The organism is Oleiphilus sp. HI0067 (assembly GCF_001635735.1).
In genome coordinates this window covers 1-25849 of record NZ_LWFI01001200.1, presented here as the reverse complement: position 1 = coordinate 25849, position 25849 = coordinate 1, and the positions used below count along the sequence as shown (strand labels likewise).

The 25849-nt window shown below is 45.4% G+C and carries 28 protein-coding genes; 19 read left to right on the top strand and 9 right to left on the bottom strand.

Features of this window, described 5'->3' with window-relative positions:
- Positions 1-1410, top strand: a 1410-nt coding sequence (locus A3739_RS18010) for an ATP-binding SpoIIE family protein phosphatase (RefSeq protein ID WP_156502666.1), incomplete at its 5' end; no start/stop codon positions are given.
- A 6-nt stretch (positions 1411-1416) separates the two neighbouring features.
- On the opposite strand, the gene A3739_RS18005 is transcribed toward A3739_RS18010, so the two are convergent.
- The 3 genes from A3739_RS18005 to A3739_RS28870 form a co-directional block, all read right to left on the bottom strand.
- A complete protein-coding gene (locus A3739_RS18005; protein WP_068502308.1) occupies positions 1417-1965 on the bottom strand; it encodes a YecA family protein in 549 nt (182 codons plus the stop codon).
- A 74-nt stretch (positions 1966-2039) separates the two neighbouring features.
- Entirely contained in the window at positions 2040-4991 is a 2952-nt protein-coding gene (rne, locus tag A3739_RS18000; protein WP_068502306.1) for a ribonuclease E, read from the bottom strand.
- Positions 4992-5277: 286 nt separating this feature from the next.
- Complete coding sequence (locus A3739_RS28870) at positions 5278-5436, bottom strand: hypothetical protein (RefSeq protein WP_156502214.1); 159 nt, start codon at positions 5434-5436, stop codon at positions 5278-5280.
- Between the two features lie 216 nt (positions 5437-5652).
- On the opposite strand from A3739_RS28870, the gene A3739_RS17995 reads away from it, so the two are divergent.
- From A3739_RS17995 to A3739_RS17985, 3 genes are all read left to right on the top strand, one after another.
- Positions 5653-6651 (top strand): RluA family pseudouridine synthase, encoded by a 999-nt coding sequence (locus A3739_RS17995; RefSeq protein ID WP_156504475.1) that lies wholly within the window; start codon positions 5653-5655, stop codon positions 6649-6651.
- Positions 6651-7319: an HAD family hydrolase gene (locus A3739_RS17990; RefSeq protein WP_068481475.1), complete on the top strand. Its 669-nt coding sequence runs from the start codon at positions 6651-6653 to the stop codon at positions 7317-7319. Before A3739_RS17995 ends, A3739_RS17990 begins: the two co-directional genes overlap by 1 nt.
- A gap of 74 nt (positions 7320-7393) precedes the next feature.
- On the top strand, positions 7394-8377 hold the full coding sequence (locus A3739_RS17985) for a S49 family peptidase (protein ID WP_068481477.1): 984 nt from the start codon (positions 7394-7396) through the stop codon (positions 8375-8377).
- A 43-nt stretch (positions 8378-8420) separates the two neighbouring features.
- Here A3739_RS17985 and A3739_RS17980 read toward each other — a convergent pair whose 3' ends face one another.
- Positions 8421-9014 (bottom strand): nucleoside triphosphate pyrophosphatase, encoded by a 594-nt coding sequence (locus A3739_RS17980; protein WP_068481480.1) that lies wholly within the window; start codon positions 9012-9014, stop codon positions 8421-8423.
- A gap of 150 nt (positions 9015-9164) precedes the next feature.
- Between A3739_RS17980 and A3739_RS17975 the strand changes: the two genes are divergently transcribed.
- From A3739_RS17975 to A3739_RS17910, 14 genes are all read left to right on the top strand, one after another.
- Positions 9165-9677, top strand: a complete 513-nt coding sequence (locus A3739_RS17975; protein ID WP_068481483.1) for a YceD family protein — start codon at positions 9165-9167, stop codon at positions 9675-9677.
- A 63-nt stretch (positions 9678-9740) separates the two neighbouring features.
- Positions 9741-9920 (top strand): 50S ribosomal protein L32, encoded by a 180-nt coding sequence (gene rpmF / locus A3739_RS17970; RefSeq protein ID WP_068476088.1) that lies wholly within the window; start codon positions 9741-9743, stop codon positions 9918-9920.
- 18 nt (positions 9921-9938) lie between these two features.
- Positions 9939-10964, top strand: a complete 1026-nt coding sequence (gene plsX, locus A3739_RS17965; RefSeq protein ID WP_068476089.1) for a phosphate acyltransferase PlsX — start codon at positions 9939-9941, stop codon at positions 10962-10964.
- A 24-nt stretch (positions 10965-10988) separates the two neighbouring features.
- Positions 10989-11930 carry an ACP S-malonyltransferase gene (gene fabD / locus A3739_RS17960; protein WP_068481486.1) on the top strand — a complete coding sequence of 314 codons (942 nt, stop codon included), beginning with the start codon at positions 10989-10991 and terminating at the stop codon, positions 11928-11930.
- Complete coding sequence (gene fabG, locus A3739_RS17955; protein WP_068481489.1) at positions 11931-12689, top strand: 3-oxoacyl-ACP reductase FabG; 759 nt, start codon at positions 11931-11933, stop codon at positions 12687-12689.
- Positions 12690-12847: 158 nt separating this feature from the next.
- Positions 12848-13081: an acyl carrier protein gene (gene acpP, locus A3739_RS17950; protein ID WP_068479307.1), complete on the top strand. Its 234-nt coding sequence runs from the start codon at positions 12848-12850 to the stop codon at positions 13079-13081.
- A 133-nt stretch (positions 13082-13214) separates the two neighbouring features.
- Positions 13215-14456, top strand: a complete 1242-nt coding sequence (gene fabF, locus A3739_RS17945) for a beta-ketoacyl-ACP synthase II (protein ID WP_068479310.1) — start codon at positions 13215-13217, stop codon at positions 14454-14456.
- Between the two features lie 42 nt (positions 14457-14498).
- Entirely contained in the window at positions 14499-15368 is an 870-nt protein-coding gene (gene pabC, locus A3739_RS17940; RefSeq protein ID WP_068479312.1) for an aminodeoxychorismate lyase, read from the top strand.
- Positions 15343-16416, top strand: a complete 1074-nt coding sequence (gene mltG / locus A3739_RS17935; protein WP_231877102.1) for an endolytic transglycosylase MltG — start codon at positions 15343-15345, stop codon at positions 16414-16416. The genes pabC and mltG overlap by 26 nt, the downstream gene beginning before the upstream one ends.
- A 55-nt stretch (positions 16417-16471) precedes the next feature.
- The gene (tmk, locus tag A3739_RS17930; protein WP_068481495.1) at positions 16472-17092 is read left to right on the top strand and encodes a dTMP kinase; all 621 of its coding nucleotides are present in this window, start codon (positions 16472-16474) and stop codon (positions 17090-17092) included.
- Positions 17089-18156 (top strand): low specificity L-threonine aldolase, encoded by a 1068-nt coding sequence (locus A3739_RS17925; protein WP_068481498.1) that lies wholly within the window; start codon positions 17089-17091, stop codon positions 18154-18156. The genes tmk and A3739_RS17925 overlap by 4 nt, the downstream gene beginning before the upstream one ends.
- Before the next feature lie 363 nt (positions 18157-18519).
- Positions 18520-19611, top strand: a complete 1092-nt coding sequence (locus A3739_RS17920; protein ID WP_156502665.1) for a tRNA-uridine aminocarboxypropyltransferase — start codon at positions 18520-18522, stop codon at positions 19609-19611.
- A gap of 125 nt (positions 19612-19736) precedes the next feature.
- The gene (locus A3739_RS17915) at positions 19737-20093 is read left to right on the top strand and encodes a CidA/LrgA family protein (protein WP_068477609.1); all 357 of its coding nucleotides are present in this window, start codon (positions 19737-19739) and stop codon (positions 20091-20093) included.
- Entirely contained in the window at positions 20093-20806 is a 714-nt protein-coding gene (locus A3739_RS17910) for an LrgB family protein (RefSeq protein WP_068481504.1), read from the top strand. The genes A3739_RS17915 and A3739_RS17910 overlap by 1 nt, the downstream gene beginning before the upstream one ends.
- 51 nt (positions 20807-20857) lie before the next feature.
- On the opposite strand, the gene A3739_RS17905 is transcribed toward A3739_RS17910, so the two are convergent.
- Together A3739_RS17905 and A3739_RS17900 are read right to left on the bottom strand one after the other, a co-directional pair.
- A complete protein-coding gene (locus A3739_RS17905) occupies positions 20858-21436 on the bottom strand; it encodes a hypothetical protein (RefSeq protein ID WP_068481507.1) in 579 nt (192 codons plus the stop codon).
- Between the two features lie 16 nt (positions 21437-21452).
- Entirely contained in the window at positions 21453-23081 is a 1629-nt protein-coding gene (locus tag A3739_RS17900; protein WP_231876753.1) for a YdiU family protein, read from the bottom strand.
- Between the two features lie 273 nt (positions 23082-23354).
- Between A3739_RS17900 and A3739_RS17895 the strand changes: the two genes are divergently transcribed.
- Positions 23355-23786 carry a TraR/DksA C4-type zinc finger protein gene (locus A3739_RS17895; protein ID WP_068481514.1) on the top strand — a complete coding sequence of 144 codons (432 nt, stop codon included), beginning with the start codon at positions 23355-23357 and terminating at the stop codon, positions 23784-23786.
- 59 nt (positions 23787-23845) lie between these two features.
- Here A3739_RS17895 and A3739_RS17890 read toward each other — a convergent pair whose 3' ends face one another.
- The 3 genes from A3739_RS17890 to A3739_RS17880 all read right to left on the bottom strand — a co-directional run.
- Positions 23846-25051, bottom strand: coding sequence for a permease (locus tag A3739_RS17890; RefSeq protein ID WP_068481518.1), 1206 nt, complete (start codon positions 25049-25051; stop codon positions 23846-23848).
- Positions 25044-25460 carry a MerR family transcriptional regulator gene (locus A3739_RS17885; RefSeq protein WP_068475151.1) on the bottom strand — a complete coding sequence of 139 codons (417 nt, stop codon included), beginning with the start codon at positions 25458-25460 and terminating at the stop codon, positions 25044-25046. The genes A3739_RS17890 and A3739_RS17885 overlap by 8 nt, the downstream gene beginning before the upstream one ends.
- 85 nt (positions 25461-25545) lie before the next feature.
- Positions 25546-25849: NapC/NirT family cytochrome c (locus A3739_RS17880; protein WP_197472411.1), on the bottom strand; the 304-nt coding region annotated here is incomplete at its 5' end.

Genomic DNA, 25849 nt, shown 5'->3' with positions numbered 1-25849 from the left:
AAAGATGCCCTAAAAGAATGTTTGGCATGCGGTGGGGACGACTTTCTTCAAAAGCCTGTTGATACCTCAATATTGGTGTCAAAAATCAAGGCGCATATGCGTACCAAGAGTTTAATGAACGAGCTTCAAGACAAGACTAAAGAGCTTGAAGTTTTGCATGAAACCTTGCGTCAGGAACATGAAACCGGACAGCATGTTTTGTCGCACTCTCTATCGCGGAACCTAAGCGATTGTAAAAATGTTCGCTCATATATCGCATCTCAATCCACGTTCAATGGCGACATATGTCTGTTTGCGCGAAAACCGTTTGGAGGTTTGTACATATTTTTGGGTGATCTTACTGGTCACGGTTTAGCCGCCGCAATTGGCACGATTCCATTGTCTCAAGTATTTTTTACGATGACGCGAAAAGGTAAGCCGGCGGCTTCTATCGTTAGGGAGATGAATCGTTCTTTGAGAAACTTTGTGCCGCGATCAATGTTTTGCGCTGCGGGCTTTATTGAGCTGGATGCTAGTGGTGAAAGGGCAAGGGTATGGTTGGGTGGTTTGCCTGCTTGTTATCATGTTAATGCCTATGAAGGAAAATGTAATGAAGTGCTTTCTAAACATCTGCCTTTAGGGATTCTTGAGAATGAAGCGTTTAATGCCAGTATGGATGATATTGATTTCCACCAGGGAGATTCTCTTCTTCTAATGACTGATGGAATTCCAGAGTCGACAAACAGCACTGATGAAATGTTTGGGATGGATCGTGTAGCTCAGTGTGTTTCAAGAGAGCAAACGGACGTGTTCGAGGAGATGTTGAGTCAATACCACAGCTTTGTTGAGGATGCACCTCAGCAAGATGATGTATCTTTACTAGAGGTGATGGCATATAAGCCGGAAGCTGATGATATTCTTATGAACGACGTTTCGATGTTTCCCTGGAAAACCTCGCTCATGTTCAATGAGGAATTCTTGCGTAAAGATCTAAATATTGCGTCTGAGGTGTTTTATTTGCTTCCGGATCGACCTGAATTTGCGGTTCATCAGGAAACAATTGCAACTGTCCTGACGGAGTTATTCTGTAATGCCTTGGATCATGGCATTTTGCAGTTATGCTCTTCTCTGAAACAAGATGCAGAAGGTTTTGAAAATTATTATTTGATGCGTGCAGAGCGCTTGACAGCATTAAGCGAAGCGAGCATTGAAATAAAACTTGAGTACGGTCTTGATGAACCAAGAGTTCTCGATATTGAGATTATCGATTCAGGCGCTGGATTTGATATTTCCGGCATCACAGAAAGGCCTTTCGATGATCATGCTCCTAGTTTTCACGGGAGAGGTTTGAAGTTGGTTGAATCGCTCTGCCGCAAAGTGCGCTTCAACGATAAGGGGAATAGTGTGCGAGCCTCAATTCGACTCGCATAAATGGTCTTAAGCTTTGCTGTGATAGAACAAAAATACGTCGGTTAGTTGTTCAGCAATGATCGTTTCAAACTGTTGCATTAACTTCTTATTGTTGATGATTGGAGCAAAGTCTTCATTATCAAATAAACCAGATAAGGCCATATACGGAAGTAACAATTCGGCGCTTATTTCTTCGTTCTGATTAAACCAATCTGACTCGTTATTTAAAATTCCCTCAACAAAACCCGCGCACCAGCTTATCAACGCATCATCATAATGTTCGTCTTCATCTTCGAAAGGGAGAATAATTGACGAGCCTTCGGTAAGGCTTTCTATGAGTTCGCTTTGCATGACTGCAATGCAGCCCGCTAAGTGGTCTAACTCTTTCTCCATTCCGTTCAATGTTTGCTCTGCGAGGCAGATGTTGGTTATTTGCGGTATTGTTAATTCAACAGGACCAACAACAGTCGCGCTCACCAGGCCGTGCAAGCCAAAATAGTCAAGCGTGTCATCACTAAGAGACTTGTCAAACAATAACTCTTCTAGTTGGTCGACGGCAGATTCAGAAAGAGGCATAGATTTATATCCGTAAAATAAAAAGCCAGAAGCGCATTAAGCTAACTTCTGGCTTAAAGAAAGTCCAATAAAGCTTATTGGCCTTGCGTTTCACCTTCATTCACTGGTGCTGCTGAAGCCGCTGATGGCTGGCTTTCAGTAGCTTTCGCGCGTGGGTCGTTGTGTGCAAGTTTTGCTTCACCTCGCTGGCGACGGCGTGCTGGGCGCTGAGGCTTAAAGGTACTAGCGTTTGAGTTTGCAACGGCAACCGAAACATCAGGGCTTGATTTAGACTCTGCAGCTTCCGGCTTCGGCTCAGGCTTTTTCTCCACTAGAGCTTTTGCCGTTTCAGCTTTTTCTGCTGGTGCTTCAGATTGGGCTTTGGTTCCTGATGCTTGTTCGCCAGTGGCTTCTTTTTCTGAGCTTGGGCTACGACGACGGCGACGACGTTGCGGTGCCGGTTTTGTATCGTCTTCTTTCGCTTCAGTTTCAGCAGTCGTTACGGCCTCAGCTTGCGCAGATGGCTTTTCAGCTTTTTCTGCTTTTGTTTCGGCTTTAGGCGCTTCTTCTTTTGAAGTTTTGCTTACTGCGGTATCATTCGGTGTTGCACTTTCAGGCTCCGACGCTGCTTTTTCTGCTGGCTTTTCAGCGCTAGTTGCTTTTGCGTTAGCCGTTGCTTTTTCTGTCGAATCAGCAGTTGGCTGAGTGACTTTCTCAGCAGGCGCTGCTGTTTTGGCAACTGGTTCTGCTGCCGGAGCTTTTTCAGTAGCAGGCGTTTCAGTGCTTGCAGCTTCAGTTGCCGTCGTGTTTTCCGCTTTAGGTGCATTACGACGACGGTTGCGGCGACGATTGTTTGAGCGTGGCGCTTTCTCTTGCGTCGCGTTCGAGTCGTTTTGTGCTGCGTCCGTTGCTGCAACAGGTGCTTCTTGAGCATCCGTTGTCGCTTTTTCTGCTTCCGCTTTTGCTGGCGCTACTTTTGCCAACTCTTCATCAGAGATAGGCTCAGGGCGTGGCTTCTCGCGATACTTCTGATTGTTAGAACCTGCATTGCGTTGACGACGTGGTCGCTTGTTGGCGCTATCTGTATTGTCGTTTTGCTTGCTTTGATTCTGTTTATTGCGCGGCGCGTTTTGCTCTTTTTCAGCCGTATTTCGATCATTTGAACGCGCTTTATCATTGTTGCGCTTGTTATTGCGCTGACCTTGGCGTTCATCATTGCGCTCCCGTTTGTTATTACGGTTTTGCTGATTATTACGGTCATCACCACGCTTAGTGCGTTTAGCATTCGTTTGTCGATTACTGTTTTGGCGACGTTGGTTGTTGTTGCGATTTTTAGGAGAAGGTTTCTCTTCTTCTTTCTCGCTTTCTTCAGAGCTAAACATTGCAGAGAGCTTGCTAGCAATCTTTGCAAACAAACCGCCTTCGTTCGAAGAAGTTGGAGCTGGAGGACGAGGCGTAATCGTCTTCACTGCGGCTTCTTCTTTAACTGTTTCACGTGGTTGTGCAGCGGTGCTTTGCTCTTCTTCGTTTTGGCTAACTTCAAGTGTATAGCTTGGTGTGTCCTCAAGGTTTGCGTAATCATCTTCACGCAAACGTGTCACTTCGAAGTGAGGTGTTTCTAGATGATCTTTAGGAACAATAATGACATCAACGTTTTGCTTACTTTCAATCTCAACGATTTGCTTACGCTTCTCATTCAGAAGGAAGGTTGCAACGCTAACTGGGACGATTGCTTGTATCGCACCAGTTTTTTCTTTTGCACTTTCTTCGTAGATCAAACGCATGATCGATAGTGCAAGAGATTCAATGTCACGAATGGTGCCTTGTCCGTTACAACGAGGGCAAGTTTCTGAACGTGTTTCGCCGAGTGAAGGACGCAAGCGTTGGCGAGACATTTCTAGCAGGCCAAAGCGAGAGATCTTTCCGACCTGAACACGTGCGCGATCTAACTCAAGTGCGTCACGCATACGGTTCTCAACTTCGCGTTGGTTTTTGCTAGGGCCCATGTCGATGAAGTCAATAACAATCAAACCGCCCATATCACGTAAGCGAAGTTGGCGTGCTATTTCATCAGCGGCTTCAAGGTTTGTTTGAAGTGCTGTTTCTTCAATGTCGCTGCCTTTTGTTGCACGCGCCGAGTTGATATCAATCGAGACAAGTGCCTCTGTTGGGTCGATAACAATAGAACCGCCAGACGGCAATTTTACTTCACGTTGGAATGCTGTTTCGATTTGCGCTTCGATTTGATAGCGGCTGAATAATGGGATCTCGTCTTGGTAGAGTTTGATCTTGTTTTCATAAGCCGGCATTACAGCGCGAACGAAATTCAATACATCTTCAAATACTGCAGGTGCGTCGACCAATACCTCGCCGATATCTTGGCGCAGATAGTCTCGAATAGCGCGAATGATTACGTTGCTTTCTTGGTAGATTAAGAAAGGAGCGGGGCGGCTCTCAGACGCAGTCTTAATGGAATCCCAAAATTGAACAAGGTAGTCAAGGTCCCATTGTAGTTCTTCAGTACTTCGACCAACGCCTGCAGTGCGAACAATAACGCCCATGCTGTTAGGCATGTTTAAGCCAGACATTGCTTCTTTTAGCTGTGCGCGATCTGGCCCTTCAATTCGGCGAGAAATGCCGCCGGCTCTTGCGTTGTTTGGCATGAGTACCAAGTAACGACCAGCTAGGCTGATAAACGTAGTGAGTGCAGCACCCTTGTTACCGCGTTCTTCCTTTTCAACCTGTACGATTACTTCTTGGCCTTCGCTGATCGCATCTTTGATGTTAACGCGGCCTTTGCCAGCGCTTGGCTTGAAGTATTCTTTTGAAATTTCTTTAAGAGGAAGGAAGCCGTGTCGCTCGGCACCGAAATCGACGAAAGCAGCTTCTAGGCTAGGTTCAACACGGGTTACTTTGCCTTTATAAATGTTTGCTTTCTTTTGCTCGCGAGAGCCGGCTTCAATGTCTAGGTCGTAGAGTTTTTGCCCGTCAACGAGGGCTACACGCAACTCTTCGCTTTGAGTCGCGTTGATTAACATTCTTTTCATGAACAACGTCCAATATGGCGCTGTATACAGGAAGGGCAGAAAGATCGAGGGTTAGAATACCTACAACTGTGGCGTTAAAACGAGCATGCAAACACTAAACTCCAGGTTTTATAGCTGCTCTGTTGAACTAACATCTCATTGTAAACAGCAGGTCTTATGGTCTCTTTACAACGCAAGTCTTGTGAACTCACGGTGTCGGCCTGTGTCGTGATCATGCTTTGAATGGCTTACGAAGGCCTCTTTAAGCATCATCTAAAGATCTTTTGCGCTACGCTGTACAGCGTATTTATCCAATCATTTGTTTTGCAAACTGCGTAAAAACAAATGTTCCTTTGGGTGTTTCTCTTTTCATACCGTGAGCACAGTGAGCGCTATGCGATAGGCAGGCTTCAAGGCTTCGAACGATATGTATTACCAATGCATCACCATCATTCAACTTTGCCAACGCTTTTCTCATTGCTGTTTTTTTGCAACAAGTGCAAAGCGGCTATACTCTTTTTTCCTGCAGATTCTAGTGAAGAATGTGCGTATTTTACGGGGCTAAAGCTGTATGATTGCGGAAACGAAAATGTCGTTTCAAGCACCTTTGGATTTAAAAGGGGCCGACGCGGAAGCGAATATAGCAGTAATTGGTAGGTCGGGCAACGACTTAGAGGTGTAGGTGGCAGATCAAAAAGTAAAAGCTCAAAAACCTGAAGGACAAAAGAAGCCTTTGGGGCATGGTGTGCAATTAGTCACCATTACTGAGAAGAACGAAACTCAGCGGATCGACAATTTTTTATTGAGTGCGTGCAAGGGTGTGCCGAAGTCAAAAATTTATCGCGTGATTCGTAAAGGTGATGTGCGCATAAATAAAAAAAGATGTAAGCCAGAAACGAAGCTACAGCTCGGTGATATTGTTCGCGTTCCTCCTATGCACACAACGAACAGCGTTAACGGACAAGTTAAGGTTAGCGATTCTTTGTCTCAAGCGCTTAAAGATTCAGTTCTCTATGAAGACGATCAGCTTTTAGTGATCAATAAACCTTCTGGCTTGGCTGTTCATGGCGGAAGTGGTGTGAACTTGGGTTTGATAGAGGCTTTGCGTACAAAATACCCCGAACATCAGTTTCTTGAGCTAGTTCATCGATTAGATCGAGATACCTCTGGTGCTGTTCTGATTGCTAAGAGTCGTCCTGCCTTAAAAGCACTTCATGCGCAATTTAGAGATGATACGGTGAACAAGATTTACCATTTAGCGGTATTCGGTAAATGGCCAAAGTACAAAGTGATGGTGGATGCTCCGCTTCGTAAGAATGAGCTCAAATCTGGCGAGCGTATGGTGGTGGTGAGTGCTGACGGAAAACCGAGCCAAACGAAGTTTTCGATTCTGAATCGTTCGGATAAGTTTACCTTGGTTGAAGCAAAGCCGATTACTGGGCGTACGCACCAAATTCGCGTCCATGCCGCGTTTTCTAAACATCCAATTGTGGGGGATGTTAAGTATATTCAGAACTTGGTCGAAGATCAGGGCGGAATGGAGAAGGCGCGTTTGATGCTTCATGCGCGGGCCATAGAATTTGACTTGCCAATAAAGGGAGGCAAAACGCAACGCATGCGACTTGAAGCTGAATATGACGAGCGCTACATGCAAGCTCTTGAGAAAATGGAGTTACTTTAGTGCGATATTCAACGATTGTGTTCGATTGGGATGGAACCTTGGTAGATTCGGAGCGTCATATCGTTTCCTGCATCGCTGAATCTGCACAAGTGTGCGACCTGCCTGAGCTCAGCTACGCCCGCATGAAGAGTATCATCGGTCTCGGTATGAAAGAGGCTTTGTTTGAACTTTATCCCAATATTACTGAGGATCAGATTCAGACGTTGAGGGCGCACTATTCTAAGCAATTCCATAAGAATGAAGGTGCAGAGTTATCGTTGTTTCCAGACGTATTCGACGTGCTTAAAGAGCTAAAAGATCGAGGCTTTGTTTTAGCTGTAGCGACAGGTAAGAGTCGACGCGGTCTTGATATGGCGAAGGAGCAGAGTGGGCTAGGACAGTTTTTTGATATTGAACGGTGCGCGGATGAAACGCGATCGAAGCCGCACCCGCAAATGCTTATCGAGATTTCTGACCATTTGAAGGTGCCGCGAGATCAAATGTTGATGGTTGGTGATACGACCTTTGATATGGAAATGGCGCAGAAGGCACAGATGCCTAGTGTCGGCGTAAGCTACGGTGTGCATGCGGTGAAGAGCTTACGGCAATATAATCCGAAGCGCATTGTTGATGCGATGCCTGAGCTGCTAGCATGGCTCGTCGAATCACATGACGATATAAAGCTCTAGATTTTTTATCATGGGCGTTCTCAAGTCGATCGTTGATTAGTAATTTTGATAAAACAATAAACTAGGAGTTCCTTTTGGAAAACTCAGATAACGTAAAGGCAGTCCCTCAGCCAACTAGTTCCAACTCTAAAGAATGGAAGTTAATTGAAAAAACGGTAGCTACTTTAGGGGTTGAGCAGCGACGTACTCGTCGTTGGGGTATTTTCTTTAAGTTGCTGACCTTCGCTTACTTATTCATTTTGCTTGGCATGATGGCAAATGGTTTAAGTCCAAGCGGTATGCAGGTTGACTCCGAAAATTACACTGCCTTGATTGATGTGCGAGGAGTGATTGCAGATCAAGAAGATGCTAGTGCTGATGTGATCGTGACAGGTTTACGCTCTGCATTTGAGGCAGAAGGGGCTAAAGCGGTCATTTTGAGAATTAACAGCCCGGGCGGAAGTCCAGTTCAGTCTGGCTACGTCTATGATGAAATCAAGCGGTTGCGCGGCTTGTATCCTGAGAAAAAACTCTATGCAGTGATTACCGATTTGGGAGCCTCTGGCGCTTATTACATGGCAGCGGCTGCTGACGAAATTTATGCAGATAAAGCAAGCTTAGTTGGGTCTATTGGTGTAACAGCAGCAGGTTTTGGCTTTGTTGACCTGATTGATGAATATGGCGTTGAGCGTCGCACTTATACCTCTGGTGAGCACAAAGCATTTCTGGACCCGTTTAGTGAAGAGGATCCAGAAGAGGTGGCATTCTGGAAAACTGTATTAACTAGTACGCATCAGCAATTCATTGATAAGGTGAAAGAAGGGCGTGGTGATCGTTTGGTAGAAAACGATAAGTTATTTAGTGGATTGATCTGGAATGGGGAGCAAGCTCTTGAGTTGGGCTTGATTGACGGATTAGGTAGTTCTGGTTACGTGGCGCGCGAGCTTGTCGGTGCTGAAGATATTGTTGACTTCTCATTGCAGCCAGACCCACTCCAGCAATTTACAGAGTCCTTGGGTGTATCCATCGGCGGAGCGATCAGTTCAGTATTAGGTTTGAATACCATGCAGCTTCGTTAGATTTTTTAAAAAGCTATATAAGGCAGCTAATTAGCTGCCTTTTTTATGGGAGCATAATACCGAAGCGCTTAAGTATGTGGCATAGCTCTATTAATGGGAGGCCTATCAGAGCATTTGGGTCTTTTGTCTCAATCGCCTCAAACAACGTAACGCCTAAACCTTCGACCTTGAATCCGCCCGCACAATCATAAGATGGCTCTTTTTGCACATAGCTTTCAATTTGGGCGGATGTTAAAGGCTTAAATTTCACGCGCGTTAGATCGCAAGTGGTTTCTTCCTGCATTGTTTCGGTGTTAACGACCGAAAGAGCAGTAAAAAACGAAACCTCTTTGCCTGAGCAGAAGGCGAGTTGCTCGCAGTTCTTTTTGAAAGAACCTGGTTTATGAAGATATACTCCGTCGCAATAAGCTACCTGATCGCTACCGATAACAATGCTTTTGATTGGTGATGAGAGTGATGCCACCACATTATGCGCTTTTAGTGATGCGAGCTTTAGAGCTAAGTCTTTTGGAGAGTTGGCCGAAATAGATCTTTCATCGATCTCAGGAGCAATGCATTCAACATGAGAAAACAGCTTTTCTAATAGAGTTTTGCGGTATTTGCTAGATGAGCCAAGAATTATGCGATGGGTAGTCATTTAGTTTTCTTGAAATAGTTCGAATTGGCGCTAGTGTTTCATATTCCAAACTGATGCTGAAGCCTCAGTTGTGCACTGCTTTGAACGATTGTTAAAAAAATGTTGTTTTCTTTTGACAAGTACGGGTCTCGCCAATAGAATTGCGCGCTTATGTCGGATCACTCACTCCCAAAGACTGTCGATCCCCTTAAATACGCTGACCAAAACAAGGTTTTGCAGGGGAAAATTGCAGTGCAATGCATGCCTCGTTTGGCAGATATTGTGCTAAGTACTGAAGGGGATGTAGAAGTAATGCTTGAGTTTGATCGCGATGAGCAACATCTTAGAGTTCTCAAAGGGCACCTGAAAGCGGAATTAGCTTTGACCTGCGAGCGTTGCTTAGAAGCGGTTAACAAGGTAGTAGAGTCAGACTTTCAGCTTGGTATTGTCTTATCAGATGAGCAAGCTAAGAACCTACCTGGATACTACGAGCCGCTTTTGGTCGAGCCGGAAGTTATGCCGGTTTATGATGTGGTCGAAGAGGAATTGATCCTCAGTTTGCCGATGTTTTCCTATCATGATGATTGTAAAGCAGAGCAGTTTGGGGAAGAGCAAGAAATCGAAGAAGCACCGGAAAAAGAAAATCCTTTTGCTGTGTTATCTGAATTGAAGCTCATAAAATAGTTTATGATTTGCGCGCATTTATAGATTGCGCCACATGAGAAAGACACCTTTCGGGAGAAACGTATGGCTGTTCAACAAAATCGCAAAACTCGCTCTAAGCGTGGCATGCGCCGTTCACACGACGCGCTAACTGGTGCAACTCTTTCAGTTGACTCAACTACTGGTGAAACGCACCGTCGTCACCACGTAACTGCAGACGGTTTTTACCGTGGTAAGCAAGTTATCGAGAAAGCAGACGACTAAGCGAATTATTCGCACGCTATGACAGGAAACCTGCGCATCGCTGTTGATGCGATGAGTTGTGATCATGGCGCACAAGTGGCGGTTAATGCGTCACTTTCGTTCTTAGAACGAAACAAAACCTCTGACATTGTTTTGGTTGGTAATCAAAGCGAGTTGGAGGTTTTTTTGTTTCAGCACCCGCTCTATTCCTCATTAAAACATCGTCTTGAAATAAGCCCAGCTAACTCTGTTGTTCTTATGGATGACAAGCCCTCAGTGGTGTTGCGTCGAAAGCAAGATAGCTCAATGGCTGAAGCACTAAAGATGGCGCGTGATGGCTCAGTATCAGCAGTGGTCAGTGGTGGAAATACCGGAGCCTTGATGGCTTTAGGGCGCTCCATTTTAGGGACCTTTCATGGTGTTGATCGCCCAGCTATCACAAAGCTATTTCCGTCTCAAAATGGTGGAACCTTAGTTCTTGATCTTGGTGCAAATGTAGATAGCTCAGCTGAGCAGCTTATGCAATTTGCCTTAATGGGCCAGATACTTGCGCAAGTGATTAAAGAGAAAGAACAGGCGGACGTTGCGCTTCTTAATGTTGGTGATGAAAATATTAAGGGCAACGAGTTAGTTCGTTTGGCGGATTCTCTTATCAGAGAAGCGCCAGAAATTAACTATATTGGTTTTGCTGAGGGCGGCGATATTTTTCGAGGTAAAGCTGACGTTCTTGTTTGCGATGGTTTTGTTGGGAATATTGCACTAAAAAGCGCCGAGGGTGCGGCAAATATTATCCTTGATGGGGTGAAGGCCTTTTTTGAACGTTCATGGTTTACGCGCTTGTTAGCGAAGTTGTTGGCGCCACATATGGCTAGTGCGCTGAAACAGCTTGATCCCGATACGCACAACGGAGCAATGTTTTTAGGATTAAATGGCGTTGTGGTGAAAAGCCACGGCAACGCAAAGGTAGAAGCGTTTGTGCATGCAATTGAGCTTGCGGATCGCGAAGCACGCTCTAATCTACCTGAAAAAATTAACAAAGCACTAGAGTTCATCGCTTTCGACTAATTTGCGGTGATATAAGGAGGTTTTATGTCGTTGGTATTTATGTTCCCCGGTCAAGGATCGCAAAGTGTGGGCATGATGGCTGATTTGTTAGCATCATCAGAGAAGGCAAATCAGGTGTTTGCTGAAGCTTCTGACGCGATTGGTATCGATTTAAGAAAATTGGCGCTAGAAGGTCCTGAAGAGAGAATTAATCAAACAGAGATTACGCAGCCATTGATTCTCACCGCTAGTATCGCAGTATGGGAAGAGTGGTGTGCTCAAACAACGATTCGACCGGACTTTATGTGTGGCCATAGCCTCGGTGAGTACACCGCGCTCGTTGCCTCTGGCGCTATTTCATTGTCTGATGCCGTTAAACTTGTTCATTTGCGTGGCCAGCTTATGCAGCAGGCAGTTCCTCTGGGCCAAGGTGCGATGGCAGCTTTGCTTGGTTTGGATGATGAGACTGTTATTAAAGTATGTGAAGAGGCATCTAGTGTAGGTGTTGTATCAGCAGCTAATTTTAATTCGCCGGGTCAGGTAGTGATCGCGGGTGCGAATGATGCGCTTGAAAAAGCGATTGAGTTGGCTAGAGAAGCAGGTGCGCGCCGCGCAGCAATGCTGCCTGTGAGCGTGCCTTGTCATTGCGCTTTACTTGAGCCTGCGGGTGAAAAACTTGCAGAAGCCATCAATGCCATTTCGTTTAGCGAGCCGCAGGTTCCGATTGTTCAAAATTATACTGCGACCGTAGCAGAGTCTATTGAAGACTTGAAAGCGAATCTATTGCCTCACTTGTCTAAAGCTGTGCAGTGGACTAAATCAGTACGTTACTTGGCTGATCAGGGCGCAACGCAGTTTGTTGAATGTGGGCCAGGCAAAGTCCTTGCAGGTTTGACGCGTCGCGTCGACAAGTCACTAGAAAATTTCGCAATTTCAGATGGGCAGGGCATCACCTCAACGATTGCATCGCTCAGTGAGGAAGCGTAAATGAGTTTAAAGAAATCAAATGAGCGAAAGGTAGCTTTAGTAACTGGTGCAAGTCGCGGCATTGGTCAGGCGATCGCCAAGGCTTTAGCTTCTGATGAAAATATAACTGTTATTGGAACGGCTACCTCTGAAGCCGGCGCGTCTTCTATCTCTCATTATTTTGCCAAATGGGGTTTAGATGGTGATGGGATTGTTATGGATGTGAGCGACCCCGACTCGGTGAGCGATGGCATTGCAATGGTAACTTCAGCTTATGGAGCACCTTCTATCTTGGTAAACAATGCTGGCATTACCAAAGATGGTCTTATGCTTCGTATGAAAGAAGATGACTGGCAATCAGTGATTCAAACTAATTTGAGCTCTGTGTACCGCACATCGAAAGCAGTATTGAAGGGAATGACGAAGGCTCGCTGGGGGCGCATCATTAACGTGAGCTCTGTCGTTGCACAAATGGGTAACCCGGGGCAGGCAAATTATTGTGCTTCTAAAGCTGGGATTGAAGGTTTTACACGTTCGCTCGCGTCTGAAATCGGTAGTCGTGGCATCACGGTAAATTCAGTTGCGCCAGGTTATATTCAGACCGACATGACTGACGATTTGAGTGAAGAGAACAAGGACTTAATGTTGTCCAAAATTCCTGTGAATCGTCTTGGTAGTTCTGCGGAAGTTGCTTCAGCGGTCGCCTTTTTAGCTTCACCGAATGCATCGTATATCACAGGCCAAACCTTGCATGTGAATGGCGGAATGTATATGTCTTAAAGGCCTGATTGGAACTTGTTTCAGGGCATTGATTCAACTAGACTAACACGCAACATTACCTGACACGTGCAACTAGGGCGTAAGCAGGGAGCGTGCAGACCAGCATCAATCAAAACATAAAGCTGGTTAGCACTCCGATATAATGAAGAGAGGAAACTATGAGCACTGTAGAAGAGCGTGTAAAAAAGATTGTTTGTGAACAACTAGGTGTTAAAGAGTCTGAAGTACAAAATACTTCGTCTTTTGTTGATGACCTTGGTGCAGACTCTCTTGATACCGTAGAGTTAGTAATGGCGCTTGAAGAAGAGTTCGAAACTGAAATTCCTGATGAGGAAGCAGAAAAGCTTTCTACAGTTCAAGAAGCAATCGACTACATTATTGCTAATCAATAAGACTCGATTTGCTCTAGCAAACCGTCCATGGCGATAATGCTTTGGGCGGTTTTTTGGTTATTAAGTAAGTGTTTTTGTTATAGCTGCTGTTGGTCTTAATGCTGAGCTATAAAATCATAGGATGGAGATACCCATGTCAAAACGTCGCGTTGCTGTCACAGGTTTAGGTGCGTTAACCCCGCTCGGGAATACGGTTGCCGAAACTTGGGACAAACTAATAGCGGGAGAAAGTGGCATCGGTTTGATTGAGCGCTTTGACACGACAGATTTACCTGTAAAAATCGGTGGTGAAATCAAAGATTTCGATTTGTCAGAATACATTGATCGAAAAGAAGCGCGACGTATGGATGCGTTTATGCACTATGGCATGGTTGCTTGTATGCAGGCTGTGCAGGATGCAGAGCTCGAGTCCTTATCTGAAGAACAACTAAAACGGACAGGCGTTGCGGTAGGGTCTGGCATTGGCGGTATCGAAACGATCGAATGTACACGAGATACCTTCCATAAGTCTGGCTCTCGACGCGTATCACCATTCTTTGTGCCTAGTGCAATCATCAATATGATCTCTGGCAACGTTGCCATTAAGTATGGTTTTAAAGGTCCTAACATTGCGGTTGTGACGGCTTGTACGACAGGTACACACAATATTGGTTACGCTGCGCGAACCATCGCTTATGGCGATGCAGACGTGATGTTAGCAGGCGGAGCGGAGATGGCTACAACGCCAGTTGCAATCTCGGGCTTCGCTAACGCAAAAGCGCTTTCATCGCGTAACGACGAACCAACAAAAGCATCACGACCTTGGGATAAAGGACGAGATGGCTTTGTGTTATCAGATGGTGCGGCTTGTGTTGTGCTTGAAGAATATGAACACGCGAAAGCGCGTGGTGCGAAGATTTATGCTGAAGTGATTGGCTTCGGTATGAGCGATGACGCATTTCATATGACAGCGCCTTCTGAAGATGGCGAAGGTGCATTGACCTCAATGCAAAATGCCTTGAATGATGCAGGCATACCAGCCAGTGAACTTGATTACATCAATGCGCATGGTACTTCGACTCCCCTGGGTGATTTAGCGGAAGCGCAGGCAATTCAGAAATTAGTCGGCGATACCAATGAGAAGCTCTTAGTAAGCTCTACAAAGTCATCGACTGGCCATCTACTCGGTGCAGCTGGTGCGATTGAAGCGATCTTCAGTGTGCTTGCGATTCGTGACAATATTGCACCACCAACTATTAACGTTGAAGATAAAGAAGAAGCTGTCACGTTAGATATTGTGCCTAATCAAGCCCGCGAAGCAGAAATTAATACTGTGTTGAGTAACTCATTTGGTTTTGGTGGCACGAACGGCACCTTGATCTTTAAAGCTGTATAAGCGTTTATCTTTAGAAAACAACAATAAATTCAGAGGTTCTCAATGGGGGCGCTCCTGTATTCCTCGCTTGAGGAAGAATCTACATCTCCGCTTAGTTTGAGTAACCGCGGTCTCGCGTATGGCGATGGTATCTTCGAAACCATTCGTGTTGTTCAAGCTAAAGTGCCGTTACTAGATTACCATCGCGCCCGATTTCTCCGTGGTGTTGAGGTACTCTCTCTTGGTTCTAGTCTGGAGCTACTAGAAGCTTTTGATGATCAGCTAGAGAACGCCGTTCGTCAGCTACAATTGCACGGTCATGAGAACGGTCTGGTTAAACTCATCGCTACACGCAAAGAAGGTGGGCGTGGCTATGCGCCTATAAAGCCGAGTTCCGTTGATCTATTTATCCAAGTATTTGAATTACCTCACTACCAAGAATCTTATTATTCATCGGGGATTGAGCTTGCCTTGTGTTCGCATCGCTTGAGTGAGCAACCTATGTTGGCAGGTATCAAGCATCTGAATCGACTTGATCAGGTCATGGGGGCTCGCGAGTTAAACGGCGCGCCGGAAGGTGTCATGCTTGATCAAAAGAATCACGTTATTGAAGGCACCAAATCAAACTTAATCGCTTTGATTGATGGAACGTTTTACACGCCAGAACTGAGTGTTTGTGGAATTCGCGGTACCTTATTAAGTGCTTTGCTAGCAGGCGAGCTTGAGGAGTTCGATGGCTCTTTCACGATACAGGAGCGACAAATGACATTGGATGATCTGCATCAGGCAGATGCCTTACTCATGATCAACAGTGTATTTGGTGTATGGCCTGTTAGCCAGTTTCAGCAATCAAAATATGCGCCTTCTACACAAGTAAATAAGATGATGTCAACAGTAAAACAGCGCTTTGGTTTTGATTATGAAGTGGCTTAAATTTTTTCTCGGCTCAGTTGTTCTTTTCGCATTGCTTGGTGCGTTAGCAGTCCTTTCTTATCTGCGTTATCTCGAAAAGCCCTTACCAATCACAGAGCCTTTTGTATACGAACTTAAAAAAGGAAGCTCGTCCAACCGAGTGATTAATGATTTCCATAAATTGGGAATTATTGAATATGAAGAAGTGGCCAAGATATACGTTCGCCATAAAAATCTTAGTCCGAAACTCAAAGCCGGCGAGTTTGAAATTCAACGCGATATGACGCTGGTTGAGCTGTTTGCCTTGCTTACATCAAATCAGTATGTCAGCTATAAAGTCGTTTTAATTGAAGGATCTACATTCAAAGAAGCGCGTGCAGTGCTTGAATCAGATTCTCGCTTGCAACATGTGTTGGTAGGTTTGAGTGACAAAGAGGTACTGCAAAAACTCACAGGAAATAAATCAAGCGATCTTCCGCAAAAAGGCGATTTTGTTTTCACGCATCCCGAAGGGGCGATTTATCCGGATACTTACTTTTTCCACAAAGGTGAGAGCGATCTTTCCATTTTAAAGCGCGCGCATCAGCGCTTACTCAAAGTGCTAGACGAAGAATGGTCGAAGCGACAATCTAAACTGCCATTAGCAACGCCATATGAAGCTTTGATTCTCGCTTCAATAGTTGAAAAAGAAACCGGTAAGCCTAGCGAGCGTGAAGAAATTGCTGGTGTGTTCGTACGTCGGTTGAATAAAAAAATGAGACTGCAAACAGACCCTACGGTGATCTATGGTCTGGGGGATCGTTACAAGGGCAATATTACCCGCAAACATCTAAAAGAGCTGACGCCTTACAATACTTATCGGATTAATGATTTGCCTCCGACGCCTATTGCCTTAGCGGGTCGCGAAGCGATTCACGCTGCGTTAAATCCAAAGGCTGGAAAGACTTTGTATTTTGTTGCCAAGGGGGACGGTTCGCACGTGTTTTCCGAAACGCTGGCACAGCATAATAAAGCGGTACGAGAATACCAATTACGTCGACGAAGCGATTATAAGTCGATTTACAATTAGCTATGAGTAATAGGGGCAGTCATAAGCAGATTGGTCCCGACGAGAGAAAACGAGAATGCGTGGAAAGTTTATTACCGTCGAAGGCGGTGAGGGTGTTGGCAAGTCCAGCAATATTGAATTTATAGCGAATACATTGCGAGAAAAGGGTATCCATTGCATTGTTACCAGAGAACCGGGTGGAACGCCGCTAGCAGAAGAAATTCGTGAAGTCCTGATTGCACGCCGTGACGAGAAAGTTTGCCCAGATACCGAATTATTGTTGATGTTTGCTGCGCGTGCGCAACATCTTAACGAGAAGATCCTTCCTGCATTAGACGCGGGTACATGGGTTGTGTGTGATCGCTTCACCGATGCAACCTATGCCTACCAAAGTGGTGGGCGTGAATTACCGAGTGAAAAAGTTGCCAACCTCGAAAACTTTGTGCAAGGTGATCTGCGTCCAGATGTTACGCTATTGCTTGATGCGCCGATTGAAGTTGGTATGGCACGGGCAAGCAAACGTGCCGCGCTAGATCGTTTTGAAGAGGAAGAAATCGACTTCTTTAATCGTGTGCGTAATAACTATCTTGAACGTGCGAGCGAAGATCCTGAACGCTTCGTTATTCTTGATGCAAGCCAAACACTTGAAGAAGTACAATCTGATTTGGCACTTAAATTGAGTGAGTTGATTGAATGAATTTTGGAAGTGATAACCAAAGTGGAGCCTCAGAGCAGGTATTAAATGCCATTATTGCTGCAAATGCTGGTTCCAGCTCAAGCTATGGCACAGATGAGTGGACACACAAAGCCGAGCTGCTATTAGCCGAGATCTTTGAAACCGATCTTAAAGCCTACTTTGTTACCTCTGGAACGGCCGCCAACTGCCTTGCGCTATCCTGCCTCGTTCAGCCGTGGGATCAAATTGTCTGTCATGATCACGCACATATCTTGAATGATGAACTCACCGCTCCTGAAATGTATACCGGTGGCGCGCGTTTAACAGGTCTTGATATTGATCGTCCAAAACTAAGTCAGCAGGCATTGTTTGAGTACTTAACAACGTTTGAAGGGCATGAGCCTCATACTCCACAACCTCGCGCATTAAGTATCACGCAACTCAGCGAGAGCGGATGTGCCTACAGTTTGGAAGAAATTCAAGAGCTCACATCACTCGCTAAAAAGTATGATATGAATGTGCACATGGATGGCGCTCGTTTTGCCAACGCGCTTATCTCATTGAACTGCTCGCCTGCTGACATGACCTGGAAAGCCGGCGTCGATGTCTTGTGTTTGGGAGCAAGTAAAAACGGCGCGTTAGCGGCCGAAGCGGTTATCTTCTTCAATAAAAAACTTGCTAAAGACTTTGAATATCGACGTAAGCGAGCAGGGCATTTGCTTTCTAAAGGTCGATTATTGGGGGCGCAGTTTTGCGGTTGGCTTGAGCAAAATCATTGGCTCGATTTAGCGACACAGAGCAATGCGCAAGCACGCAAACTTGCTCAATCTATCCAGAGCAGTCGCTACTCTGAACTTGCTTGGCCAGAGCAGCAAGCAAACTTCGGAAACGAAGTCTTTGCGTTTATCGACAACGCTAAAATCAAGGAATTGCGAAACGCTAGCGCTGTGTTTTATGAATGGCCTAAGCGGTTTTTGCCAACTAAAGATCGTTCTGATGCAACGCTTGTGCGTCTTGTTGTCTCGTTTAATACCTCTGATAGTGAGCTCACTCAATTTGAGAATGTTCTTCATTCCTCTAAATAGAGAAAAAACCACAGCGGGTTCATAAGGTTTGAACCGGCGCTAGGTCTCTGACGTATCACTAACCTCACTATTACTATGTAAAGGGGTTGAAGCTTTGAGTCAGACACAACAAAATCAAACACCATCAAAGTCGCAAAATAATCAAAGCGTTAACGAAGCGAAGCGTTTGCCTTGCAGAGGTTGCACACCTTCTTGCTCAAATTATTCTAAATGCGATGGTAGACCATGGCGCATGGAACCAAGCGTTTAAATCTTGATAACTCGTCTTTCTTGAGAGAGCAGTCATTGTGTCAGGAAGCATCTTGAGCGAGTTGGCGTTACAATATGCTTTTGCATACAACGTTGCTTGCTTGAGAGCTAATTTTGAACTCACTCGAAGTCCTGTCTGAATGGGATAGTCTTCCCTCCAAATCTTTTACTAGAGAAAGCCATGTCGATGAGTTGGCGATTAGCTGTGACTGCTCAGGCTTGTTTAATCTTCTGTTGTCTCATCTTTCTATTACGCTTCCGTATCGACTTTCACGGCCCAAAGCAGTGCATTACTTTAATCTTCTGCAAGAGATTGGTTCAAACAAAATAAGTACGCTAAAGCCTGGACATTTGCTCGCATGGCGAAAAGATGTGTTGCCAAGTTCTGGAGATACTGGCCATGTGTTGATGCTGGAGAGCGAGCCAGTCCTATTGAGAGATAAGGTTTATTCAGTAAGTGTGTATGACGCGACTAAACGTTGTGATGGCGTATCGAAGCGAAGCATTGAACTGCACACGAATGAGCAAGGCGTGTTAATCGGAGCGAAGCTTCATCAAGATGAAAGCAAGGTAAAACGTATGCCTATCTATCACGCCAAGATCGAAGGCAGTCGTTACTGTTTTGGTTGCGCTTTGCCGCATAAGATGTGTATGTGTGGACACGTCGAAGCTAGCAAAGATCAAACCTCTGTCGTTATTTTTAGGCACCCAGAAGAGCGTAAAAAAACGATCTCTACGGTATCGTTAATCAAGCAGCGTTTTCCAAGCGTTTTAGTGAAAGATTCTGAGGTGTTTCCGGAGCCTCGTGCTAAAGAGCGTGAACAACAGGTGCTAATATTTCCTGGGGGCGACATTGTCGAGGCAGGCTTTGCTCAGTTAAATATGCAGGCAGAGGCTAAGAGTCTTGAACGTCAGTATATTCTCATTGATGCAACATGGCGTAAGGCGAAAAAGATACTACACCTCAATCCTTGGTTAGCAGAATTGCCAAGGGCCAGTTTGTCACTTGATAAATTGTCGAATTATTTGGTGAGAAAAGTACCATCGGAAGACGCGCTTTCAACGGTCGAGACATTTGCATCAGCGGTCGGGGATAGTGCCTTAACGACTTTGTTTGATCTGTTCATGCAAAAACAGATACAGATGATAGGTGCGGATTGTTATCGTCAGAATTACGCAGGTCATATCAATTACAGTGACGATTAAGCTGCATTGAATAACTTAGGCCTTTGTATGCCGGATATTCAGCAAACAGGCTTGAGCCGTGGATGATCTCCGTTATTATCTCGAGCTTGTGAATATTAATAATTAAAAGTTTTGGGCAGAAGAACATGGTGTTTGGCTTAGTTAGCCTGTGTCTTATTAGCGTGCTGGCCACATGGTTGGTCGATCAACTTAGTATTCCTATTCCGGGTGCGATTATTGGTTTGTTGATTGTGTTTGCTATATGTGTATTTCGTGGCAAGCCCGGCAAGTACCTAGAACGCTCTAGCCAAACCCTTACCCTGTATATCCCGCTGCTTATTCTGCCGTCTTGTATTGGCATCATGGATCACTGGCATTTAATCCAAAAAGAATGGCTGGCTATTCTGGTTGCCATCTGCGTCAGTGTACTGTTTACCTTGATTACAATGCCATGGCTATTCGCAAAGCTCGTTTCGAAAGATGAAAGAGAGCAGTCACTGTGATGGACTTTCTCTCAAATCTTGATGCTACTTCCTTACTAACAGATCTGGGGCTGATCTTGGCGACGCTGGCCACTTATTGGCTAGTGCGCAAAGCCTACGTGAAGTCGGGCTTACATCCGCTTTTACAACCCGTGTTAGCGGGTTCTGCTGTGATGATTTTGCTCTTAGTAGTGTTACAGATTTCCTATAAAGACTACTTTGCTTCGGTACAGATTATTCATTGGTTTTTAGCGCCCTCGATTGTGGCCTTGGCAGTGCCCTTGTTTTACGAAGCCAAGCATATGCGAAAGATTCTCGCCAAAATCAGCTTACTGGTGTTTGTGGGAGGGGTCGTCACTGTTGCCCTAGCTGTGGCAATTTTACTGCTCTTTTCAGCAAGCGATGAATCTGTTCTGGCAATGCTGACAAAATCCGTGACCACTGCTGTTGCGGTTTTAGTTTCAGAAGAAACAGGCGCGATTGCTTCCCTCGCTGCTGGGTTTGTGATGATTACTGGTGTCTTCGGCGCAGTCGTTGCACCCTATATATTTCAGAAGTTCTCTATCAAACGAGATGAAGAAAAAGGCCTCGCACTTGGTTTAAGTGCGCATGCGATTGGTACTGTCAAAGCCTTTGAAATTAGTCCGAAGTGTGGCGCGTATTCGATTCTCGCTATGATCGTCAACGCCATCTTCACCGCGATATTACTGCCGATCTGTTTTTGGTTGTTTTGATATCCGAAACTAAGGATCGGGAAGAAAATAAGTTTCGATTCAAACCCTTTATTATGGGCTTGCTATTGTCATAACTGTCGCAGCAAGAAATACCGAAGGAATTGTGGTGACGGCATCAATGGTTATCGTTGCTGGTGTAGCTACAATTTTTCCTGCAGTTTCTACAAACGTTGTTGGTTGTGCGATTGCAATAGGGTATTCATTCTCGAGTTTTTCTAGTGGTAACTCACCTTCGATAGTGAATAGTTTTCCACTTATTTCCCTAGATAAACGGTACTTTTTGATCAGCTCATCATTTTTGAAGCCTAGGGCTTTGATTTTTGATTCCAGCTGCTCAGGAGGGGTTGGCTCAATAAGCGTTAACGAAACTCTACCCGTGACCTGATTTTTATCATTAACTTTGAAATCTTCAAATGAAGGATAAAAATCGAAGTGTCTAGTAAGTAGTATGGCTTCAGCAAAATAGCTCTCAATTGGGAATATATATGCTTTATGTCTCGTTGTAACAACAAGCTCATTTGTTTGTTGATTTAAATAGAACCCGTTTACCCATTGTTGTTCATAGTTCGGTGCCCATAGGGCTGTTGTACATCCTGCGAGGAGTAATGTTGCGAATAAAATACGGTACATAATGACTTCTATTTATCTAAGACGAACAACTGTAATGCGACACACCGCCAGCATGGAAGTACTCGCGTGGTCTGAGCTGATAATACTTGTCTTCAATCTCTTTTGATTGCTCGTCGTAAGGATTAGAGAGTATTTCCTGTAGTTCGTGAATCAGCGAGTAATCGCCAGCTTCTGCTTGTTGATAGGCCGGAACAATGAGCCATTCACGCCAGATGTATTTCGGGTTCACCTGTTTCATTTCTTGAGCAATTTGAGATGGCTCTTTTGCCGATGCGCTCAGCGCGGCTTTCCATTGATCAAACCAAAGATTCCATTCATCCATCAAACTGTTTGCTGGCTCGCTGTAAAAACTCTTGTGCAGTGCTGAGCTGTCTTCGGGGATGTTCGAGAGCTCACGGAAGAATAGGGTGTAGTCGACAGGCGTGAGTTCCATTAGGCGAATAAGTTGCTTCACTAATGAAGGCTCGACACTTTCTAAACCTAGCTTGGATGCCCACATCTGATTGAGCTCTGCGCGCATTTTATCGAAGAACTCGGTACGTAGTTGTTCTATTACTGTATTCGCTGGTGAATCTGCATCTAAAAGCGGAGACAGTGCAGAGCTGAAGCTTTCGAAATTGACTTGCACGGCATTGGGCTGATTGAAGAACGAGAAGTGTTCTCCTCCGCCAGTCCAAGGCTGAAAGCGTTGCTCAAAGCGTTCGCAGAATCCGAATGGGCCGTAATCAAGCGTGAAACCGCCTGCCGCACAGTTGTCGCTATTGAAGTTGCCTTGGCAGTAACCAACACGCAACCAGTTGCAGACAAGTGAAATGAGGCGGTCACGAAAGGCCTCGACTAGTAAGGCTAATTGCTCATCAAAGGGCAGGGTGGTGTCGATTTCTGCAATGTATTCTCGACGGATTAAATGCTCGACGATTTGTTTTAGCTCTTTATGTGCATTGGGATGTGCATCGCTGCGTGCACGGCGTGCGAAGAGCTCGATTTGCCCAACACGTAAAAACGAGGGTGCAACGCGTGTTGAAATCGCAACCGGATTATCCACGAGTATTTCAGGATCGATAGAATCAGATTCCGGTAAATACCAAGGGCGCTCGACGACTTCTGTTTCTGATACAAATAAGCTCAGTGACCTAGAGGTCGCTACGCCAAGTGCGTGCATATGTTCTTGTGCCAAGAATTCGCGCACGCTTGAGCGCAATACAGCCCGACCATCAGCGCCACGGCTATAAGGTGTGCGACCACTGCCTTTTAATTGAAACTCCCAACGTTTGCCATTTAGTTCGGCTTCAACCACCGACAATGCGCGACCATCACCGTAGCCATTTCCCGTTCTGAATGGGCATTGCTGTGTGTATTCAGTTCCGTAAATAGAAAGGGCGTAGCCTGTGGCCCAACCATAGGGCTTCATTGGCGCAGGAAGATGTGAGGCATCTCCAGAGAACAATCGGTGAAAGTCTTCTGTGTGTGCAAAAGACTCGTCAAAGCCAAGCTCTTCAAAAAAACTTGGGCTATGCGTAATGTATTTTGGCGTTGCGATCGGAGTTGGTGTGACGCGAACATAATGCCCCGAGAATACTTGGCGTGGGCGGTGATCTTGCCCATCTTCGTTGGATTGTGGATCCGGACTTAACTCGTTTAGCAATGAGTAGTCTGTGTGTTCTGCGAGTTCAGAAAGCGATGTAATGCGCGTAGCGATGAGAATGCTCCAGGGTCATAGTAAAAACAGGGCTGACGAATTGGACAAATCATAACACTTCATAAGTGGTGTTCGTCTGTCATCGAGGAAATATTTAAATGTGTGTACTGATTATTTGCTGGGCTTGGATTACTAAACGTAATGATAATCTATTTGATATGTTATAACGTAACATTTTATAGTCACGGATAGTCTGTTTTTATTGCCTATGGGATTAGTATGAGTAAATCAAAAAAAGCCTCGGAGCAGTACACAATCGAAACGATTAAATTAGCCTCTGAAGACGAGTATATGAACGATGCGCAACTGGCGTTCTTCAAAGCATTGCTAATTGAGTTGCATGACTCTACACGAGAGAGAATTCAAGAGGCTAAAGATCAAATGTCGAGCCCTGTTGATTCGGCTGACGAAGGAGATCGTGCCTCGTGGGAAGAGCAATGTGCGATTTCTATGCGCATTGTTGACCGAGAGCAAAAGCTACTCCCTAAGATTCAGCAGTCCTTAGAGCGGATTCGGCTGGGCGAGTATGGCTACTGTATTGAATCTGGAGATCCAATCGGTATTCCGCGATTACTTTTAAGACCAACAGCTGAGTACTGCGCAGACGTCAAACAAGCACGTGAAATGCAGGAGCACGTGTTCAGAGATTAGTTAAGCTTGAGAGTAAACGAATGATGTAGCCTCGATGCTTAATCAAAGCGTTGGAAGCATTAACTTCCAGCGCTTTGATTAAGCAACCACGCAATCACAAACACTTGCGGTAGGGTTAACAGCGGTAAATAGAGTGCTGTTTTCCATGATTTGGTGGTGTCTTTGATGACCATAATTTCGGTGTAATCGGTGGCGACGCCGCCCATCAAAAAACCAAAACTATTACCGGGGGCATTGGCACGAGTCATCAAGTCGGCCGCGATAGGTGTCGAGCCTTCTGAGCAGACCTCAATGATGGTCGCAGCGACTAAGGTCGCAAATAAACCAAGCAGAGTAGGACCGAAGTAATCTTGGAAAAGCTCTAGGCTCACAAAGGCGCGAATAGCAGAAGCGAGCAACACGCCAAACAATATCCATTTGATGATAATGCGTGAGCCATTAATGCCTCCTTGAACAAAGCGTTTAAGAAGCGTTGAATTCCATGAAACACCATTCAGTTGGCGCTTAGCTTCGGGCCAGAATTTGAAATCGGGATCGTAAGGCAGTACGTTCGGGTTGCTTGGGAGTGTTCCGTTTTTTTCAAGTCGATCAAACATCCATCCGGCCGCAATTCCAATGAGCATTGAGAGCAGAATAAAGATGATCGTCCACTCTAAGCCGATTAATGCAATCATGATGATCGTGAGTGAAAGCGAGTTCCATGGGCTAGCGATCAAAAACGCCATGGTTTGCCCAAGGCTTGCGCCTTTTTTACGAAGCTCCATGCCAACCATAAGAATACCGTGACTACACAGATCGAGCAGGACGCCTGCGAAGGTTGCGCGTAATAGGCCTGTAAAGGTTCCGCCTTTACCAAGCATCGATTGCACGAAGCTCTGTGGCACTTGGCTGAGCACTCCGACCATAATCATGCCGAGTACTAAGCCCCACCACATCACATGCATTAAATCGCGTACGCTATGACTGAATGCGCCCAGCCAATGTTCGTGTGCGAGATCTAAAAAACTTGCGCCGTAAAACGCGACCACACCAAGAATAGAACCCCAAAGTAACCAATCTGTTTTATTTGGTTCAGGTGCGCAACAGTTGCTTTGTTCTTCGTCAGCTGGTGGTTTAGAGCCACAGCAAGAACTTGTCGTTTGTTGTGTGTTAGCTTCAGGTTTGGCTGCAGACTTTTCTGCGTTGCCACAGCATGAACTTTTAGTTGTTGGTTCTGACGCTTGATTAGAAGCCGAACCGCAACAGCTTGTTTTCGAATCACTCATTGTTCTCCTCCTTACTGCAGAGGGTGTTACTGCTTAGCCCTTCAATAATTGCACACTGGCTATCGTCGTTGTCATTGCAGCGTGAAGATAGCTGTTCGAGCGATTGCTTCATTTTGCTTAGCGCGGCGATTTGGGAATCTAGTTTCGTGAGTTTGTCGGTCACGAAAGCTTTGACATCGCGGCTGTGACGATTCGTATCTCGCAACAAGGCAAGCAGTGCCTTGCATTCATCTAAGGTGAATCCAGTTTGGCGTGCAGACGCCAGAAAATGGAGTTCATCAATCTGTTTGTCGGTGTAAAGACGATAGCCATTCGAAGAGCGCTTGGCACTTACAAGGCCGATGCTCTCATAGTATCTGAGTGTTTTATCGCTTAAGCCTGTTAGCTTAGCCGCTTCGCCAATATTCATATTTACACCTATCTCAATAGTGAGCGTCGGTAAGAATAAAGCTTATAGCTACTGGAAGGTCAAGCGATCTTAGAACGCTTTCTTTTTAATCGAGCGCTAGCCAGAATTTGGCATCTAGTTGCTCGGTTTCGGGTGATAAATCTGGGTTGTGCAGATCAAACTTGATATTGTTTTGGTATTTTTCCAACGGAAACGCTGCTGATGTAACAGGGTGGTTGGTCAGAAAGTCTTGCAGTGCTCCGCTACTTGAGAGAATTTGAAGTCCTTCTTCAACGCGCTTTGCCATTTGGTGCATTTTTGCAGCATCTTCGCTTTGCGCATAAAAGTCCATCGCTTCAAAGCTATGGCAAGAACGGCATGTTTCTGAAGCTTGACTCTCCATCTTATGC

Excerpts from the sequence above, each read along its gene's own strand:
- A3739_RS17915 (WP_068477609.1), top strand. The coding sequence starts at position 19,737 with ATGGTGTTTGGCTTAGTTAGCCTGTGTCTTATTAGCGTGCTGGCCACA.
- A3739_RS18005 (WP_068502308.1), bottom strand. The coding sequence starts at position 1,965 with ATGCCTCTTTCTGAATCTGCCGTCGACCAACTAGAAGAGTTATTGTTT.
- A3739_RS17910 (WP_068481504.1), top strand. The coding sequence starts at position 20,093 with ATGGACTTTCTCTCAAATCTTGATGCTACTTCCTTACTAACAGATCTG.
- acpP (WP_068479307.1), top strand. The coding sequence starts at position 12,848 with ATGAGCACTGTAGAAGAGCGTGTAAAAAAGATTGTTTGTGAACAACTA.
- fabG (WP_068481489.1), top strand. The coding sequence starts at position 11,931 with ATGAGTTTAAAGAAATCAAATGAGCGAAAGGTAGCTTTAGTAACTGGT.
- fabF (WP_068479310.1), top strand. The coding sequence starts at position 13,215 with ATGTCAAAACGTCGCGTTGCTGTCACAGGTTTAGGTGCGTTAACCCCG.
- A3739_RS17895 (WP_068481514.1), top strand. The coding sequence starts at position 23,355 with ATGAGTAAATCAAAAAAAGCCTCGGAGCAGTACACAATCGAAACGATT.
- pabC (WP_068479312.1), top strand. The coding sequence starts at position 14,499 with ATGGGGGCGCTCCTGTATTCCTCGCTTGAGGAAGAATCTACATCTCCG.
- A3739_RS17975 (WP_068481483.1), top strand. The coding sequence starts at position 9,165 with ATGTCGGATCACTCACTCCCAAAGACTGTCGATCCCCTTAAATACGCT.
- A3739_RS17905 (WP_068481507.1), bottom strand. The coding sequence starts at position 21,436 with ATGTACCGTATTTTATTCGCAACATTACTCCTCGCAGGATGTACAACA.
- rpmF (WP_068476088.1), top strand. The coding sequence starts at position 9,741 with ATGGCTGTTCAACAAAATCGCAAAACTCGCTCTAAGCGTGGCATGCGC.
- A3739_RS17890 (WP_068481518.1), bottom strand. The coding sequence starts at position 25,051 with ATGAGTGATTCGAAAACAAGCTGTTGCGGTTCGGCTTCTAATCAAGCG.
- plsX (WP_068476089.1), top strand. The coding sequence starts at position 9,939 with ATGACAGGAAACCTGCGCATCGCTGTTGATGCGATGAGTTGTGATCAT.
- A3739_RS17925 (WP_068481498.1), top strand. The coding sequence starts at position 17,089 with ATGAATTTTGGAAGTGATAACCAAAGTGGAGCCTCAGAGCAGGTATTA.
- A3739_RS17885 (WP_068475151.1), bottom strand. The coding sequence starts at position 25,460 with ATGAATATTGGCGAAGCGGCTAAGCTAACAGGCTTAAGCGATAAAACA.
- fabD (WP_068481486.1), top strand. The coding sequence starts at position 10,989 with ATGTCGTTGGTATTTATGTTCCCCGGTCAAGGATCGCAAAGTGTGGGC.
- tmk (WP_068481495.1), top strand. The coding sequence starts at position 16,472 with ATGCGTGGAAAGTTTATTACCGTCGAAGGCGGTGAGGGTGTTGGCAAG.
- A3739_RS17980 (WP_068481480.1), bottom strand. The coding sequence starts at position 9,014 with ATGACTACCCATCGCATAATTCTTGGCTCATCTAGCAAATACCGCAAA.
- rne (WP_068502306.1), bottom strand. The coding sequence starts at position 4,991 with ATGAAAAGAATGTTAATCAACGCGACTCAAAGCGAAGAGTTGCGTGTA.